The sequence below is a fragment of the Streptomyces sp. NPDC050619 genome, assembly GCF_040654815.1.
Lineage (GTDB): Bacteria > Actinomycetota > Actinomycetes > Streptomycetales > Streptomycetaceae > Streptomyces.
Map to the genome: position 1 here is coordinate 1 of NZ_JBFAIR010000011.1, position 14,580 is coordinate 14,580.

The window sequence follows — 14,580 nt, forward strand, 5'->3', positions numbered from 1 at the left end:
TGTGACGATCCTCGAGGGCTACGGGCTCTCGGAGACGGTGGCCATCGCGTCATTCGCCACGTACGGCGAGGAGCCCCGTGTGGGATCGATCGGCCGGCCCATCCCCGGGGTCCAGATGAAGCTCATCAACGATGACTGGTCGGATGTGGAGAACGACCCCGGCGCGGTCGGGGAGATCGCGGTCAAGGGCTACAACATCATGAAGTGCTACTACAAGCGCCCCGAGGCCACCTCGGAGGCCATCAACCAAGGATGGTTCCGCACCGGAGATCTGGCTCGCAAGGACGCGGACGGCTTCTACTTCGTCGTCGACCGGTCCAAGGACATGATCATTCGCGGCGGGTTCAACGTCTACCCGCGCGAGCTCGAGGAGGTGCTCATGGAGCACCCCGCAGTCTCCCTGGTTGCCGTCATCGGAGTTCCGCACCGAAGTCACGGGGAAGAGATCAAGGCCGTCGTCGTCAAGACGGCCGGCGACAGTACGACTGAGGCCGAGCTGACAGCCTGGGGAAAAGAGCAATTCGCAGCCTACAAATACCCGCGCATCGTCGAGTTCGTCGACGCCCTGCCCATGACCGCCACCGGGAAGATCCTCAAGCGCGAACTGTCCTAGTACTGCAACGGTGCTTGCAGTAGGCGAAGCGAAGAGCAGTCAGTCGGCCAGAGTCGCTGGACGGATGGCCTCGGGTCCAAAGCGTCGGCGGGCACGGTCGGCGGCGGCTTCGGCCGCGCGGGCGCGATCGTCGCCGGGATCCAGGGAGAGCTGGCGGTAGGCACTGTCGGCCGGCAGCAGGGCGTCGGCGCGGAGCACGAAGGCGCGGACTCTCGCTCGTTGCAGCCCGAGGGCGTTCAGCAGTTCCAGGGCGGCTGTCGCGAGCGCGGATGAGTGGTCGGTGGGCTCCGACAAAGTCCGCGTGCGTGTGGTGGAGCTGCGGTCGGCGTACCGCACCGTGAGGGTGAGCCGGCCGGCGACCTGCCGTTCGCCGCGCAGGCGCCCGCCGATCTGCTCGGCGAGCCCCAGGACGGCTCGGTGATGCTGTGCCGGGTCGAGGCAGTCCCGCTCCAGCGCCAGGTCGGCGACCAGGTGCGCCGCCGGTTCCGACGGAGTGACCGGGCGGGGATCATGACCACGAGCACGCTCGGCCAGCAGACGGGCAGGACCCGCGCCGAGAAGCCGCTGCAAAGTCCCCGCGGGCAGGTCGATGACCTGGCCGATGGTGTGCAGGCCGTATCTGCTGAGCGTCTCCGCTGTGGTGCGGCCGACGCCGGGCAGTGCGGTGACCGGCCGCGGATACAGCCAGTCGGCCGCTTGTCCGGCGGGGACCCAGGTGGTGCCTCCCGGTGCGGACGCGTCGGCCGCCATGGCTGCCAGCATGCGGTTGTTCGCGAGCCCGGCGCTGCTGCCGATGCCGTACAGCGCCTTCAGACGGATCCTCGCCAGTTGGACAACGTCGTAGGGGGACAGGTCGAAGTACCGAAGTGCTGATGTCAGGTCCAGTTGCACGGCGTCGGGCGGGATGGCCTGGACATGGGGCGTGACACTGGACATCAGTTCGATTATGTCGCCGTACTGGGCCTCGCTCAGCGCGGCGTGCAGGTAGAGGTGGGCGATGTGCCGCCGGCGTCCGGTCATCCGGCACTCCCCGGACTGCGGTGACCGAACTTCTTCAGGTCGGCGGAGCGGGTGCCGGCGGGCTGGAGGCCGGCGTACGGATGCAACCGAGCCCCTGTGGTGCCGTTGGCCAGGGTGCGTTGTGGCTGGGCGGGGGTCGGGTGCGGGTGGTCGGCGCCGAGGAGGGCGAGGGCGGCTTCGGGGCCGTTGTCGCGGCGGGCGGCGGCGATCTCGTCGAGGTCCCAGGCCATGGTGCCGACGACGGTACGGCGGGTGCCGCGCACCTGGACCGTGCCGCGGACCAGCAGCAGTCCGCTGTGGAAGACGGTGTGCGCGCAGGCGGGGTGGGAGTCCTCGAAGAAGGCCAGGTCGACCAGGCCGGAGCCGTCCTCCAGGGTGACGAAGATGATGCGCCGGCCGCTGGCGATCGGCGGGGTCTGGGTGGAGGCCCGTACGCCGGCGACCAGGACCTGCTGACCGGCGCGCATTCCGGCCAGGTGGGCCGCGTCGGTCGCGCCGATCTCGCGCAGCAGCCGGTGGTGGTGCTCCATCAGGTGCCTGGAGACGTCGATGCCGAGGGTGCTCAGCTCGGCGCTGAGGGCTTCGCGCCCCGTCATCTCCGGCAGGCCGCTGGGCTCCGCCCCTCCGACGGCGTTCGTGTCGAGGGGCAGCTGGCCCTTGCCGGCGGACCGGGTGCGGGAGGCCCGGTGGAGTTCAGCGATCTGCAGCAGCAGGTCGCGGCGGGTGAGGCGGCCGTCGTGAAGCGAGTCCAAGGCGCCGATCTCCGCGAGGCGTTCGGCGACCGGCCGGCTGGGACGGGCCCGCTGCCAGAAGTCCGACAGCGATCCGTAGGGCTGGCCTTCCTCGATGCGTGCGCACTCGTCCTCGCTGATGCCGTGCACCTCGGACAGCGCGAGCCGCACCCCCCACTGCTCCCCGTCCGCCTTCTCCACGGTGTGCTTCACCTTGGAGAGGTTGACGTCGACGGGCAGGAGCGGGACACCGCGTCGGCGGGCGTCGGAGACGAGGACGCGCTTGGGCCACATCCCGGGGTCGTGTTCGAGCAGGCCTGCCAGCAGGTAAGCCGGGTAGTGCGCCTTGAGCCAGGCGCTTTGCAGGGCCGGTACGGCGAAGGCGACCGCGTGGGCCCGGCAGAAGCCGTAGGCGCCGAAGGCCTCGACGGTCTTCCAGACCTCGTCCCGCACCGCCGTGCTGTAGCCACGCGCGCGTGCCTGGCCGTGGAACCAGTCCCTGATCTTCGGCAGCCTGTCCTTCTCGCCGAGCGCGCGCCGGGCGATCTCCGCCATCGCGTAGTCACAGCCGGTCATCACGGCGAGGATCTCGATGATCTGCTCGTGCCAGATGGTCACGCCGTAGGTGTCGGCGAGCACCGGCTCCAGGTCCGGGTGGGCGTACGCCGGTGTGCCGCCGTGGCGGGCGGCGATGTACCGCTCGGGCATGCCGCCGGCGACCGGTCCGGGGCGGAAGAGGCTGATGTCGGCGATGACGTCCTGCGGGTCGCGGGGCTGTAGCCGGGACAGCAGATCTTGCTGGCCGGGCGACTCGAGCTGGAACAGGCCCAGGGTCTGGCTCTCCTGGATGAGCTTGAAGGCGAAGACGTCGTCGAGGGGTACCTGCTTGGGGTCGTCCAGGTCGATGTGGTTGCCGGTGGTGCGTTCGATCTCGGTGACGGCGTGGGCCATCGCGGACTGCATGCGCACGCCCAGGACGTCGAGCTTGATGTTGCCCAGGTCCTCGATCTCCTCCTTCGCCGCCATGGCCATGGGGTAGTCGCCCTGGGGGGTGGGCTGTACCGGCAGCCGGTCCAGGAGACTCGCGTCGCTGATGACCACTCCGCAGGGGTGCATGGCCATGCCGTGGACCAGGGAGTCCAGGCCCTCGGCGAGCTCCCACAGCGGTCCGTACCGGTGTGCCTCGGCCGCGAGCTGCCGTAGTTCGGGTAGTTCGGCGAGCGCGCCGCTGATGTCGGAGGCTCTGAGGTGGGGGAAGCTCTTGGCGATCCGGTCGACGTCCGCGGGGGCGATGCCGAGGGCGAGGCCGGTGTCGCGCAGGGCCCGGCGGGCCCGGTAGGTCTCGGGCATCGCGGTGACCGCCACACGTTCCTTGCCGAACCGGTCGAAGATCGTGTCGTAGCACTCCAGCCGCCTGGCGGACTCCACGTCGATGTCGATGTCGGGCAGCGAGGCCCGGCGCACGCTCAGGAAGCGTTCGAAGAGCAGGCGGTGGTCGAGCGGGTTGGCCGTGGCGATGTCCAGCGCGTGGCAGACCATCGAACCGGCGCCCGAGCCGCGGGCCGCGACCCGGATGCCCTTGGCCCGGATGTCGGCCACGACCTGGCCGACGGCGAGGAAGTACGAGTCGTAGTCCAGCTGGGAGATCACACCGAGTTCTTCGTCCAGCCGGTCGAGTGCCGCTCGGTCGCGATCGAGGCCGCGTCTGACCATGCCGGCCTCGCACTGCTGACGCAGCAGCTGCGCGGCTCCTCCCGCTCGAGGCTCGGCGCCGAAGAGCGACGGTTCCGGGAAGTGCCGGGTGCCGAGTCCGAGGTCCGAAACCGGGTCGACGACGCACGCAGCCGCCGTGGCAGCGGTGTCCGCCATCAGGCGGCGTGCCCGCCGGGCATCGGCTCCGGCGCATTCGGCGACCAGCTGCGCGACGGCCGCCATCGCCCTCTCGTCCTTGAGCCAGCGTTGCCCGCTGTCCAGCTGGCGCCGGTCGATGGGCCGCAGCAGCCGGGCGGCGTCCAGGACGTCGGCGAGGCGGTGCTGGTCCGGGTCGGCGTAGCGGACGGCGTTGGAGAGCACGGCGGTGGTGCGGGTGCGGTCGGCCAGCGCCAGGGTGCGGGCGGCCAGGCGAAGTGATCCAGGGCCGGTGCCGAAACGTTTGTGCACTACGGCTTCCAGCCTGATCCCACTGCCGAAGATCTCCCGCCACGGTGCCAGCAGCTTCGTCGCGACGTCCTCCCGGCCGGCCGAGAGTGCCCGTACGGGTTCCGAGAGCGGCCCGAGCAGCACGGTCAGGCCGGGGCCGCCGTACTCGCGCAGCGCCTCCCACGGCACCACCACCGGTGCCGCGCCGGAGGCGGTGCCGACGTGGGCGGCCGAGGTGATGCGGCACAGCCGCGCCCATCCCGCCCGGTTCTGGGCGAGCAGCACGAACCGCAGCGGCGGCTCGATCACGTGTGCGCCGCCGCGCGCCGGGGTGCGGCGCCGCTGGGCGGGCGGCGGGGGTGCGAGGGCCTCCACCGCCAGGTCGACACCGAAGATCGGCCGGACCCCGGTTCCCGCGCAGGCCTGCGCGAACCGGACGACCCCGGTGACCGTGTCCCGGTCGGTGAGCGCGAGCGCCGTCACGCCTCGCTCGGCCGCCCGCAGGGCGAGATGCTCGGGGTGGGCGGCGCCGTAGCGCTCGGAGTAACCGGACGCGACGTGCAGATGAGCGAAGCTGCCCGTCATGCCGCACCTCCATCACTCCGTCCCTTTTCGGCCATACACCCGATATATTCATCGTACTCTCGTTCGATTACCTTAGCCTCATCAGGGCTGGTCAGCCACATGATTCGAACATACGATCGCATCTCTGGGATTCGGAGGGGTGGCCGAAACAGGTGTCACCTCGTCACCTCCACGAGGGGGTAACGCACTTGGGGGCGGAACCGAGTGGTTCCGCCCCCCATGCCTGACCGCGTGGTGGGTCAGTCGAAGGTGAATCCGTACTTGTCGGCGACAGCGGCCATCGCCTTCACGTCGGCCTCGCTGAGCGCGGGGCCCACTTGTCCGCGCACGCCCGGAGTACCTATTTCGGAGAACATCGCGTCCATGCCGCCCGGGGCGTACAGGAAGTAGATGCGTGCGGGCTTGGTCCGGCTCAGGTTGCGGAAGGAGTGCCGCACACCCTTGGGTACGTAGACCACACCGCCCGCCTCGACTTCGTACGTCTCGTCCCCGGCGGTGATGACGAGTTGTCCGTCCATGACGATGAACGTCTCCGACTCGCCGTGATGCGTGTGCGGAGGCGGTCCGGCGTCCGCGGGCATGATCGCTTCGACGAGGGAGAGTTCGCCATTGGTCTGCGTCGCCTTCAGCAGCGTCGTGTACGTGTCACCCACGAGGTGAACAGGCTCGCCACCGTCCGGCGGGACATGCACGGGGGGAATGTGCAGGGACACACGTGATCCTTTGAGTCATGTGATGTGGAAGCGGCGGGCGCGCCAGGAGGCACGGCCGTGCCGGCGCCGGCGCGCTCTCGAGTGCCCTCTAACGCAGTGTTGCCTCGATCACCGAAAAGGGCGAAGGTGTCGGCAGGATCCGGTCGAGCGCGAAACCCGCATCGCTGACCAGCGCTTCGTACTCCTCGGCAGTGCGCTCACGACCCGTCAGCATGGCCAGCATCGTCAGGTCGATCATCTTGGCGAGATGAGGCGCGTCCCCCTCCGGCAGAACCGCTTCGATCGCCACGAGGCGGGCTCCCGGACTCGCGGCCCGCGCGATCGAACCGAGTATCTTGCCGCAGGACGCGTCGTCCCAGTCGTGCAGGATGTACGACAGTACGTAGACGTCCGCAGCCGGCACCCCGTCGAAGAAGTCGCCCCCGACGACCTCGATACGCTCCGCAAGGCCCCGTGCTCGCAGCACTTCATGTGCGTCGGACACGACGTGCGGCAGGTCGAAGACGATGCCCTGACGGTCCGGGTCGCAGCTGAGCAGTTCGGCCATGACGGTGCCGTCGGCACCGCCGATGTCCGCCACGGTCTGCCCCTTGGGCAGGGCGTACCCGTCGAACATCCCTGTCCGCAGGCCGCCCGTCACGTTCGCCATGGCGCCGGTCAGCAGGGCGGCCCGCTCCGAGTCCTCGGCCAGCCACTCGAAGAAGGGCTTCCCATACAGGATCTCGGCGGCCGGTTTCCCTGTCTTGACGGTGCCCAGCAGTGAATCGAACGGCTGATAGTGCGTTTCCATCCAGTACAGGGCCGCGTCCCGCAGCGACGCCGGGTGCGAGGTGGACAGGAGCGCGCCGAAGGAGGTCACCTCGACCGTGTCGTGGCCGCCATGGCGGAACAGGCCGAGCGGTGCGAGTGTGCGCAGGAGGCGCCGTAGAGCGTCCTCGTCGGCACCGGTCTCCTTCGCCAGCGGCCCGATGGGCCGAGGCCCCTCGGCGAGCTTGGTGGCGATGTCCAACTTGGCCACGACATACAGCGCCTGGGAGACCTGGAAGCCTGCCAGCATCTGAGTCATCAGCGTCGCCTCGGAGGAGGCCAGAGGTACGGCTCCGATGGCGTCGCTCGTTTCCATGGTGCTCAACGCGTCTCATCTCCAGGGATTGCCCGGGCACAGGCATGAGCGCTGTGCTCGCGACAGGTGCGGCGTGGGGGGCACCGACAACCTTTCCAGTGCGTGGGGCACGTCGTCAGCGCGAGACCTGCTCAACCAGTGCTCACTTGTGCCCATGTGCCCATGTGCCCATGTGCCCGGTGCGGGGCTGGGCGATCCGTTGCGGGACGCCTCACAAGGCGGGTCGTCCGGGCGCCGTGCTCCTCGACCGGACGAACTGGGTGGGCGTCTGGCCGTACTGCTTCTTGAAGGCACGGACGAAGTGACTGCTGTCGGCGAATCGCCAGCGGGCGGCGAGTTCCGAAACGCTCGGCCGGCCGAACGGCGACGCGAGCTCGAGCCGGGCCTGTTCCAGCCGCCTGCGGCGGACGTACGCGCTCACCGACTCCTCGGCCGCGGCGAACGCCCGGTGCAACGTCCGTACGGAGACGTTGAGTTCGCGGGCCAGGGTCGAGGGGGAGAGCTCGGGATCCGTGAGGCGGCTGTCCACGATGTCCTTCGCCGCTTGGGCCAGCGCGGGGACCAGCCGGGGCTCGTTGTCGTCGAACCCCTGCGTCAGCGCTCCCTTGACCAGTTCGATCAGAGAGTTGCGGGCGGCGTGCACACCGGCGGGCGTGAGGTCGTTCAGCGTCGCGTCGACCAACTTGGCGTAGGCCATGAGCAGACGTACTTCGGTCGAGTCGGCCGGTCCGACGATCGGCCGGTCGCCGTTCAGCCGCCCGAGCTGGAGACACGGATGGTCAGACGTGACGCCCAATCGGCAGGTGGTGTGTGCGGAACTCCTAGGAGGATCCCGGCCTTCTCCCGTCCTCGAGAACACGGCAAGTTCGCAGGTGAACGATCCGTGAGCGGGGCTTGGGCCCCGACTGAGCAAGGAGGACGCGGTGACACGGACAACCACGGAAACCACGGAGCAGGGCAGCCGGAAGGTCGTACTCGTCACGGGCGCCACCAGCGGCATCGGCGAAGCCATCGCCAGGCGGCTCGCCGCGGAAGGCCACCATGTCGTTGCCGGTGCGCGTCGAGAGGACCGGCTGGCCGGTCTGGCCAAGAGCGTCCGAGCCGACGGCGGCAGCATCGACGTACGCCGTCTCGACGTCACCGACCGGGCCGACGTGGCCAGGTTCGTCGACGAAACGGTTACTGCCCGGGGGCACATCGACGTGATCGTCAACAACGCCGGAGTCATGCCGCTGTCGCGCCTGGACTCACTGCTGGCGGACGAATGGGACCGGATGATCGATGTCAACGTCAAGGGCCTGCTGCACGGCATCGCCGCGGCCATGCCGCACTTCCAGCGCCAGAACAGCGGGCACTTCATCACCATCGCCTCGGTCGGTGCGTACCACGTCGTTCCCACGGCCGCCGTGTACTGCGCCACGAAGTACGCGGCCTGGGCGATCACGGAGGGTCTGCGGCAGGAGGCCGAGCCGTTCATCCGGGTTACCACCGTCTCACCCGGCGTCGTCGAGAGCGAACTGGCCGACACCATCACCGAACCAGGAGCGGCGGAGGCGATGAAGACCTACCGCGCGGCGGCCATCCCGCCCGATGCCATCGCTCGTGCGATCTCCTACGCGATCAGCCAGCCCGCCGATGTCGACGTCAACGAGATGGTCATCCGGCCCGCGAGGCAGCGGCCGTAGCGGTGGCCATCCGTCCCGTGAGGCAGCGGCCGTAGCGGTGGTCATTCGGCCCGCGCGGCAGCGGCCGTAGCGCCGCGGCTGTCGGCCCCGGCGGCGTGAACTACCGCACAGCGACGCGCCCTTCAACTCTTTCATCGCAACGACCGGCGCGTCGTAGGCTGTTCGGCCATGTACGGGTTCGGCTCGGTGATGAGGGGCTCATGAACATGGGGGACGGCGGCTCGCTGGGTGACCTTGTGGTCGCCGCGCGGGACCGGGCTTTCGTCGGGCGGGCAGCGGAGCGGGCCCTGTTCCGGGCCGCACTGGACGAGGACCCCGGCTCCTCGCCCGTGCTCTATCTGCACGGTCCCGGCGGAATCGGCAAGTCCACATTGCTGCGGCGGTTCGCTCTCGAGTCGCGGGAGGCGGGACGGCTGGTGGTCGAGGTGGACGGCCGTACGGTTCGCCCGACGCCGGAGGACTTCGAGCAGGCCGCGGGAAAGGCGACCGGCGAGCCGGGATCAGTGCTCCTGGTCGACACCTTCGAGCAATGCCAGGGTATGGAGCACTGGTTGTGGGAGCACTTCCTGCCGCGGCTTCCGCTGGGCGCGGTCGCGGTGGTCGCCGGACGTGCGGCCCCCGACCCGCGCTGGGTCGTGGACCCGGGTTGGGCCGACCTGCTGCGCGTGGTACCGCTGCGCAACCTGGCCCGGGACGACGCCGCGACGTTCCTGCGGGTACGGGGTGTCCCGGCCGGGGCGCACCACGCGCTGCTGTCCTTCACCGGCGGTAATCCCCTTGCCCTGTCCCTGGCGGTGGCGGTCGCCGACCGGCAGGACGCGGACGGGACGCCCCGGGCGGCCGACTGGTCACCCGGCCGGGACGTGATCGCGACGCTGCTGCCGCAACTCGTGGGCGATCCACCCAGTCCGGCGCACCGCACGGCACTGGAGGTGTGCGCCCAGGCCGATGTCACCTCGGAGGCACTGCTGCGGGCGATGATGGGCGAGCGGGCCGCCGAACTGTTCGCCTGGCTGCGCGGTCAGCCGTTCATCGAATCCACCGCGGCCGGGCTCTTTCCGCACGACGTGGTGCGTGAGGTGCTGGCAGCCGATCTGCGCTGGCGGGACCCGGACGGATTCGCCGCCCTGCGCCGGCGGATGTACGAGTATCTGCTCGGCCGGGTCCGGGACGCGCCCGCGGCGCGGATGCTCCAGGCGATGCGGGCCCTGGTGTACCTGGAACGGTCCCTCGACCATATGTCCGGCACCCTCGTGTGGCATCCCGAGGGCGAGGTGCGGGAAATGCCCTGTGCTCCTGCCGACGAGAACCGCGTGGTGGAGTTGGTGCATGAGGCGGAAGGCGCCGAGTCCGCCGCGATAGCCCGCTTCTGGCTGGACCGGCGGCCCGAGGCGTTCAGTGTCTATCGCTCGACCGGGACCGATGACATCGTTGCCTGTTCGGCTTGGCTGCGGTTCAGCGGGCCGGAGGGGGAGGATGTCGATCCGGTGGTGGCCGCCGCCTGGGCCCATGTGGAGGCGGGCGGGCCACTGCGGGCGGGCGAGCACATGGCCATGGCGCGGTTCCAGGTGGAGCCGCGGAATTACCAGCGGCCCTCGGCCGCCATGAACCTGATGCAGTGGCGTGTCGGTGGGGAGATCATCCGGGCCGACCGTCTCGCATGGTCGTTCGTCGTGATGCGGGACGACGGGTTCTGGGACAACTACCTCGAACGCTCCGACATGATGCCGACCGACGCGTTATCCGTGGTCGGCGACCACGGATACCGCCTCTTCGCCCATGACTGGCGTACCCAGTCCGGCATGGCGTGGACGGACCAGAAGCACGAAGCCGAGCAGGCGGGCGGGGCCGCCGTCACGTCCGCGACCGGTACTCCGCCGGAGCGGGGGAACCATCTCACGCTGTCCCGGCCGGAGTTCGACCTCGCCGTACGGGATGCCCTGCGTGCGCTGTGGTGGCCCAACGAGCTCGCGGCGAACCCCCTCAGCCGTGGCCGCCTGGTCGCGGAGGCGGGCCAGGGCCTCCATGACGTCCTGGTGCGTGCCATCGACACGGTGCTGGAAGTGCGGGGCGGGGAGAAACGTCACCTCGTCGTCACGACCACGTACAGCAAGGCCGCCCCCACCCAGGAAGCGGCGGCCAGGCGGCTCGGAATGTCCTTCAGCACCTACCGGCGGCATCTGACCGCCGCCGTGAAGCACGTCACCGATGTGATGTGGAGTCATGAACTGAGCGGAGCACCGATCGAGCGCGAAAGCTGAACCAAGCGGAGCCCTCATCGCCTGACGGTCTGGAAGTCGCCGCCGTCGGCGTACTGTCGCCATGCCTTCGGGGCAGTATCCAGCCTGTCGCGGTTGCGTGCCACCAGGCCTACGTCGAAGCCTTCCGCTCCGAATCTGGCGGCAGTGGCCAGACCGAGGTTGGGCTGGTCGGACTCAGGCCGGTGGACGGCCGAGTTCGTTCGCGCTGGGAGTCATGTCCTGGGTGCCGATGACGGAGAGGAGTTGCAGCTGGGCGGCGCTTCGGTGCCGGGTGGGGCGCTGAACCAGAGCAGACGCTGGCGTCCGTCCTCGCTGAACAGGCTGTGACAGTCAAGCTCGATGACGCCCAGCGTGGCGTGCACGATGCGTTTGTGGTCGGTCCGGCGGAGGCCGACGTCGTGGGTGTCCCACAGGGTGGCGAACTCCGCACTGCGCCGTCGTAGCGCGGCCGTCATCCGGTGCACTTCGGGGTCGCCGCCGCGCCGTGCGGCGACGGCCTGGAGGTCGGCGACGAAGACCCGCGAGTGGTGGGGGTGGTCCTCGGCCGGGTAGAGGGTACGAGCGTCGGGGTCGGTGAACCAGCGGTAGACGAAGCTCGCTTCATGGCCGCGCACCGCCGGGTGGCGGCCGACGAGCGCGACTGCCAGGGGGTTTTGGACGAGGGTTTCGTGCAGGTCGGTGATGACCTGGGCGGGAGTGGTGGTGAGCTGGTCCAGCAGACCGAGCAGGCCCGGCTGGACGTGCGCGGTCGGGCCGTGCGCCGCCGGGGGTACGCGTCGGCCGGCGAGGTTGAACAAGTGGTCGCGTTCGTCGCCGTTCAGGCGCAGCGCCCGGGCCAGCGCGGCCAGCACCTGAGCCGAGGGCTGGGTGCCGCGGCCACGTTCCAGCTCGGTGTAGTAGTCGGCGGACAGGCCCGCCAGTTGGGAGACCTCCTCGCGCCGCAGTCCGGGCACCCGGCGCCGCGGACCGGTGGGCAGGCCCACGTCGGACGGGCGGATGCGCGCGCGCCGGGACTTCAGATACGCGGCGAGTACGGAGTGGTTCACGCTCCTCATCGTGACGCGCACCGGGGTCACGAGCCAGGGGGTGGCGACCCCTGGGTAGAGACAGCCCTGGCCGGCACGGCGGCACCGGCCCACGCTGGAGACGTCCCTTCCAGAAAAGAGAACCACCATGCCGTTCGCCAACTTCAAGGTTCCTGCCGGCACCCTCGACGAGAAGCAGAAGGAGAAGATCGTCACCCGCACCACCGAGCTCTACGTGGAGATCTACGGCGAGCGGGCCCGCGCGGGCACGATGGTCCTCGTCGAAGAGGTCGCCGACGGCGGCTGGGGCATCGGCGGCAACGTCCTGACCCTCGCCATGCTCGAGCAATCGCCCGAGGCGGGCCGCACTCAATGAAAGATCATGACTACTGGTTGAGCACTTTTTGGACATCGCCTTGGCTGTACGCGGCCCAATGATTCGCAGCTGCATGGCTCCCAGCGAATCATTCTGGAGCTCATCGAGGCCGTGAGGCATCCATGGTGCTGCCATGACCTGTGCCTCCTTCTCGGCGATGCGCGGCGCCCGCTCAGCCGACGCGCCCTGCAAGCCCGTATGACCCGCCTGACGCGCCGTATGGCGGAGTGCGACACGTCGTTCACCATCACCCACCAGTGGGGTCGCACGACCTTCGGCCGGGCTGCCGAACAGGGCGGGGAACGCCTGTTCCGTCGATGATCGCGTAGGCCTCAGTTGGCCCACGGGGGAGTGATCAGCGTCCTGTCGGCCAGCTCGGCCTCCAGTCCGATGGACGTCGTCACCCAGGAGATCGCGGTCTGGTCGGTGGGGTTCTCGACGGCAAGGGTCGCCCCGGGGTTGATGATCACTGTGTCGCCCGCGGTGACGCGGTCGGTGCGGTCGTCGAGGGTGATCAGCAGTTCCCCGCTGAGCAGATGGAAGATCTCCTCCCGGGTGACGGTGTGCGCGGGTGCCTTGGTCCCCGGGGGGATCTCGCCTCGCCAGGCGCACAGTTCCTTGCTGCCGGTGCGGGGAGTGGCGTGCGAGACGAAGCGGACGCCGTGGATCTCGTGGGTGACGGCTTCGGACGAGCGGATTATGGGCATGGGTGCTCTCCGGTTCAGATGGTCAAGCGGCTTGACTATGTGGCTCCATAGTCAAGCTGCTTGACCAAATCGTCAAGGGTGTTTCAATGCATCCGTGCACAACTCCGAGGCCCTTGCCCTGACCGCCGCCCTGCTTGCCACCGCGGGCGACCTGACCCAGCGCATCAACGACGGTGTCGTCGCCCGCGGATTCGAGGTTCGGCCCGCCCATGGCTTCGCCTTCGTCCGGCTTGCCCCGGACGGCGCGACGGTCACCGACCTCGCCGCGCACCTCGGGGTCACCAAGCAGGCGGCCAGTCAGCTTGTCGACGAGATCGTGCGCAAGGGGTATGCCGAACGCCGACCGCACCCCGAGGACGCGCGGGCCCGGTTGGTCGTGCTGACCGAGCGGGGATGGGCCTGCACTCGTGCGGCGGAGGAGGCGGCGGCGGAAGCCGTCGGGGCGTGGGTCGAGCTGCTAGGGGAGAAGGGAGTGCGGTCGTTGCGCGATCAGTTGGCGCGCATCGCTCCCTTTGGCCCCATCAGGCCCAACTGGTGACGGCTCATCAGGTGGCGCGGTAGTCGATGGCTGTTACCGGAAGTTTTTACTGACGCGTAACTTCACATGTGCACTACCCGCTCGTAACTTGACGACTGAACAGCATCCTCGTGATCCGGATCACAGGGCGTCGCAACTCCCTTGAGCCGCAAGGAGATCACACGATGCTGCCCTGGAAACGAGCGCTCGGCCCGCTGGCCGCGCTGCTGCTGACCACCACCGTCGCCCTCGTCCCCGCCACCGCCCAGGCAGCCGCCGCCCCTAGCGGGGGAGGTTGGAACGACTACTCCTGTAAGCCGTCCGCCGCCCACCCCCGCCCCGTCGTCCTCGTGCACGGAACCTTCGCCAACGCCGTCGACAACTGGCTGGCCCTCGCGCCGTACCTGAAGAACCGCGGCTACTGCGTCTTCTCGTCCGACTTCGGCCAACTGCCGGGCGTCCCGCTCTTCTACGGCCTCGGCCCGATCGACAAGTCGGCCGAGCAACTCAAGGTCTACGTCGACAAGGTGCTCGCCGCGACCGGCACCGCCGAGGTCGACCTCGTCGGCCATTCGCAGGGCGGCATGATGCCCCGCTACTACCTGAAGTTCCTCGGCGGAGCCGCCAAGGTGAACGCCCTCGTCGGCATAGCGCCCAGCAACCACGGCACCACTCTGTCCGGCCTCACCAACCTCCTGCCGTACTTCCCGGGAGCGGAGGACCTGCTCTCGGCGAACACCCCCGCCCTCACCGACCAGGTCGCCGGCTCCGCCTTCCTCACCAAGCTCAACGAGGGCGGCGACACCGTGCCCGGCGTCCGCTACACGGTCCTCGCCACCAAGTACGACGAGGTGGTCACGCCGTATCGGAGCCAGTTCCTCAGCGGATCCGGCGTGCACAACGTCCTGCTCCAGGACCTGTGCCCGGCCGACCTCTCCGAGCACGCGGCGATCGGGCTGCTCGACCGGATCGCCTTCCATGAGGTGACCAACGCCCTCGACCCGGCACACGCCAGGCCCACCACCTGCGCGTCGGCGTTCGACTGAGCGTCGGTATCGGGGCCTGTCCGGCCTGAGCCGCCGGTC

General features: G+C 69.4%; 12 protein-coding genes and 1 pseudogene. 6 read left to right on the top strand and 7 right to left on the bottom strand.

What is annotated here, in order from left to right; all coding sequences use genetic code 11:
- A partial coding sequence (locus AB0I77_RS19390) for an AMP-binding protein (protein WP_363283814.1) occupies positions 1 to 613 on the top strand: 613 nt, incomplete at its 5' end.
- Between the two features lie 39 nt (positions 614 to 652).
- Here AB0I77_RS19390 and AB0I77_RS19395 read toward each other — a convergent pair.
- The 5 genes from AB0I77_RS19395 to AB0I77_RS19415 all read right to left on the bottom strand — a co-directional run bounded on the left by AB0I77_RS19395 (position 653) and on the right by AB0I77_RS19415 (position 7,720).
- Entirely contained in the window at positions 653 to 1,633 is a 981-nt protein-coding gene (locus tag AB0I77_RS19395; protein WP_363283815.1) for an ImpB/MucB/SamB family protein, read from the bottom strand.
- On the bottom strand, positions 1,630 to 5,088 hold the full coding sequence (dnaE, locus tag AB0I77_RS19400) for a DNA polymerase III subunit alpha (RefSeq protein WP_363283816.1): 3,459 nt from the start codon (positions 5,086 to 5,088) through the stop codon (positions 1,630 to 1,632). The genes AB0I77_RS19395 and dnaE overlap by 4 nt, the downstream gene beginning before the upstream one ends.
- Before the next feature lie 239 nt (positions 5,089 to 5,327).
- On the bottom strand, positions 5,328 to 5,801 hold the full coding sequence (locus AB0I77_RS19405; protein ID WP_363283817.1) for a cupin domain-containing protein: 474 nt from the start codon (positions 5,799 to 5,801) through the stop codon (positions 5,328 to 5,330).
- An 88-nt stretch (positions 5,802 to 5,889) separates the two neighbouring features.
- The gene (locus AB0I77_RS19410; RefSeq protein ID WP_363284068.1) at positions 5,890 to 6,924 is read right to left on the bottom strand and encodes a methyltransferase; all 1,035 of its coding nucleotides are present in this window, start codon (positions 6,922 to 6,924) and stop codon (positions 5,890 to 5,892) included.
- A 211-nt stretch (positions 6,925 to 7,135) separates the two neighbouring features.
- Positions 7,136 to 7,720: a helix-turn-helix domain-containing protein gene (locus tag AB0I77_RS19415; RefSeq protein ID WP_363283818.1), complete on the bottom strand. Its 585-nt coding sequence runs from the start codon at positions 7,718 to 7,720 to the stop codon at positions 7,136 to 7,138.
- A gap of 127 nt (positions 7,721 to 7,847) precedes the next feature.
- On the opposite strand from AB0I77_RS19415, the gene AB0I77_RS19420 reads away from it, so the two are divergent.
- Both AB0I77_RS19420 and AB0I77_RS19425 read left to right on the top strand, forming a co-directional pair.
- Positions 7,848 to 8,609: an SDR family oxidoreductase gene (locus AB0I77_RS19420; RefSeq protein ID WP_363283819.1), complete on the top strand. Its 762-nt coding sequence runs from the start codon at positions 7,848 to 7,850 to the stop codon at positions 8,607 to 8,609.
- A gap of 200 nt (positions 8,610 to 8,809) precedes the next feature.
- Positions 8,810 to 10,870, top strand: a complete 2,061-nt coding sequence (locus tag AB0I77_RS19425; protein ID WP_363283820.1) for an ATP-binding protein — start codon at positions 8,810 to 8,812, stop codon at positions 10,868 to 10,870.
- 174 nt (positions 10,871 to 11,044) lie between these two features.
- Here the strand turns inward: AB0I77_RS19425 and AB0I77_RS19430 are convergent.
- Positions 11,045 to 11,925 (bottom strand): annotated as a pseudogene (locus AB0I77_RS19430) (helix-turn-helix transcriptional regulator).
- Positions 11,926 to 12,043: 118 nt separating this feature from the next.
- Between AB0I77_RS19430 and AB0I77_RS19435 the strand changes: the two are divergent.
- A complete protein-coding gene (locus AB0I77_RS19435; protein WP_363283821.1) occupies positions 12,044 to 12,271 on the top strand; it encodes a 4-oxalocrotonate tautomerase family protein in 228 nt (75 codons plus the stop codon).
- Positions 12,272 to 12,603: 332 nt separating this feature from the next.
- On the opposite strand, the gene AB0I77_RS19440 is transcribed toward AB0I77_RS19435, so the two are convergent.
- Positions 12,604 to 12,978, bottom strand: a complete 375-nt coding sequence (locus tag AB0I77_RS19440) for a cupin domain-containing protein (RefSeq protein ID WP_363283822.1) — start codon at positions 12,976 to 12,978, stop codon at positions 12,604 to 12,606.
- A gap of 94 nt (positions 12,979 to 13,072) precedes the next feature.
- On the opposite strand from AB0I77_RS19440, the gene AB0I77_RS19445 reads away from it, so the two are divergent.
- Both AB0I77_RS19445 and AB0I77_RS19450 read left to right on the top strand, forming a co-directional pair.
- Positions 13,073 to 13,516: a MarR family winged helix-turn-helix transcriptional regulator gene (locus AB0I77_RS19445; RefSeq protein ID WP_363283823.1), complete on the top strand. Its 444-nt coding sequence runs from the start codon at positions 13,073 to 13,075 to the stop codon at positions 13,514 to 13,516.
- Between the two features lie 164 nt (positions 13,517 to 13,680).
- On the top strand, positions 13,681 to 14,541 hold the full coding sequence (locus AB0I77_RS19450; protein ID WP_363283824.1) for an alpha/beta fold hydrolase: 861 nt from the start codon (positions 13,681 to 13,683) through the stop codon (positions 14,539 to 14,541).
- Positions 14,542 to 14,580 lie beyond the last annotated feature (39 nt).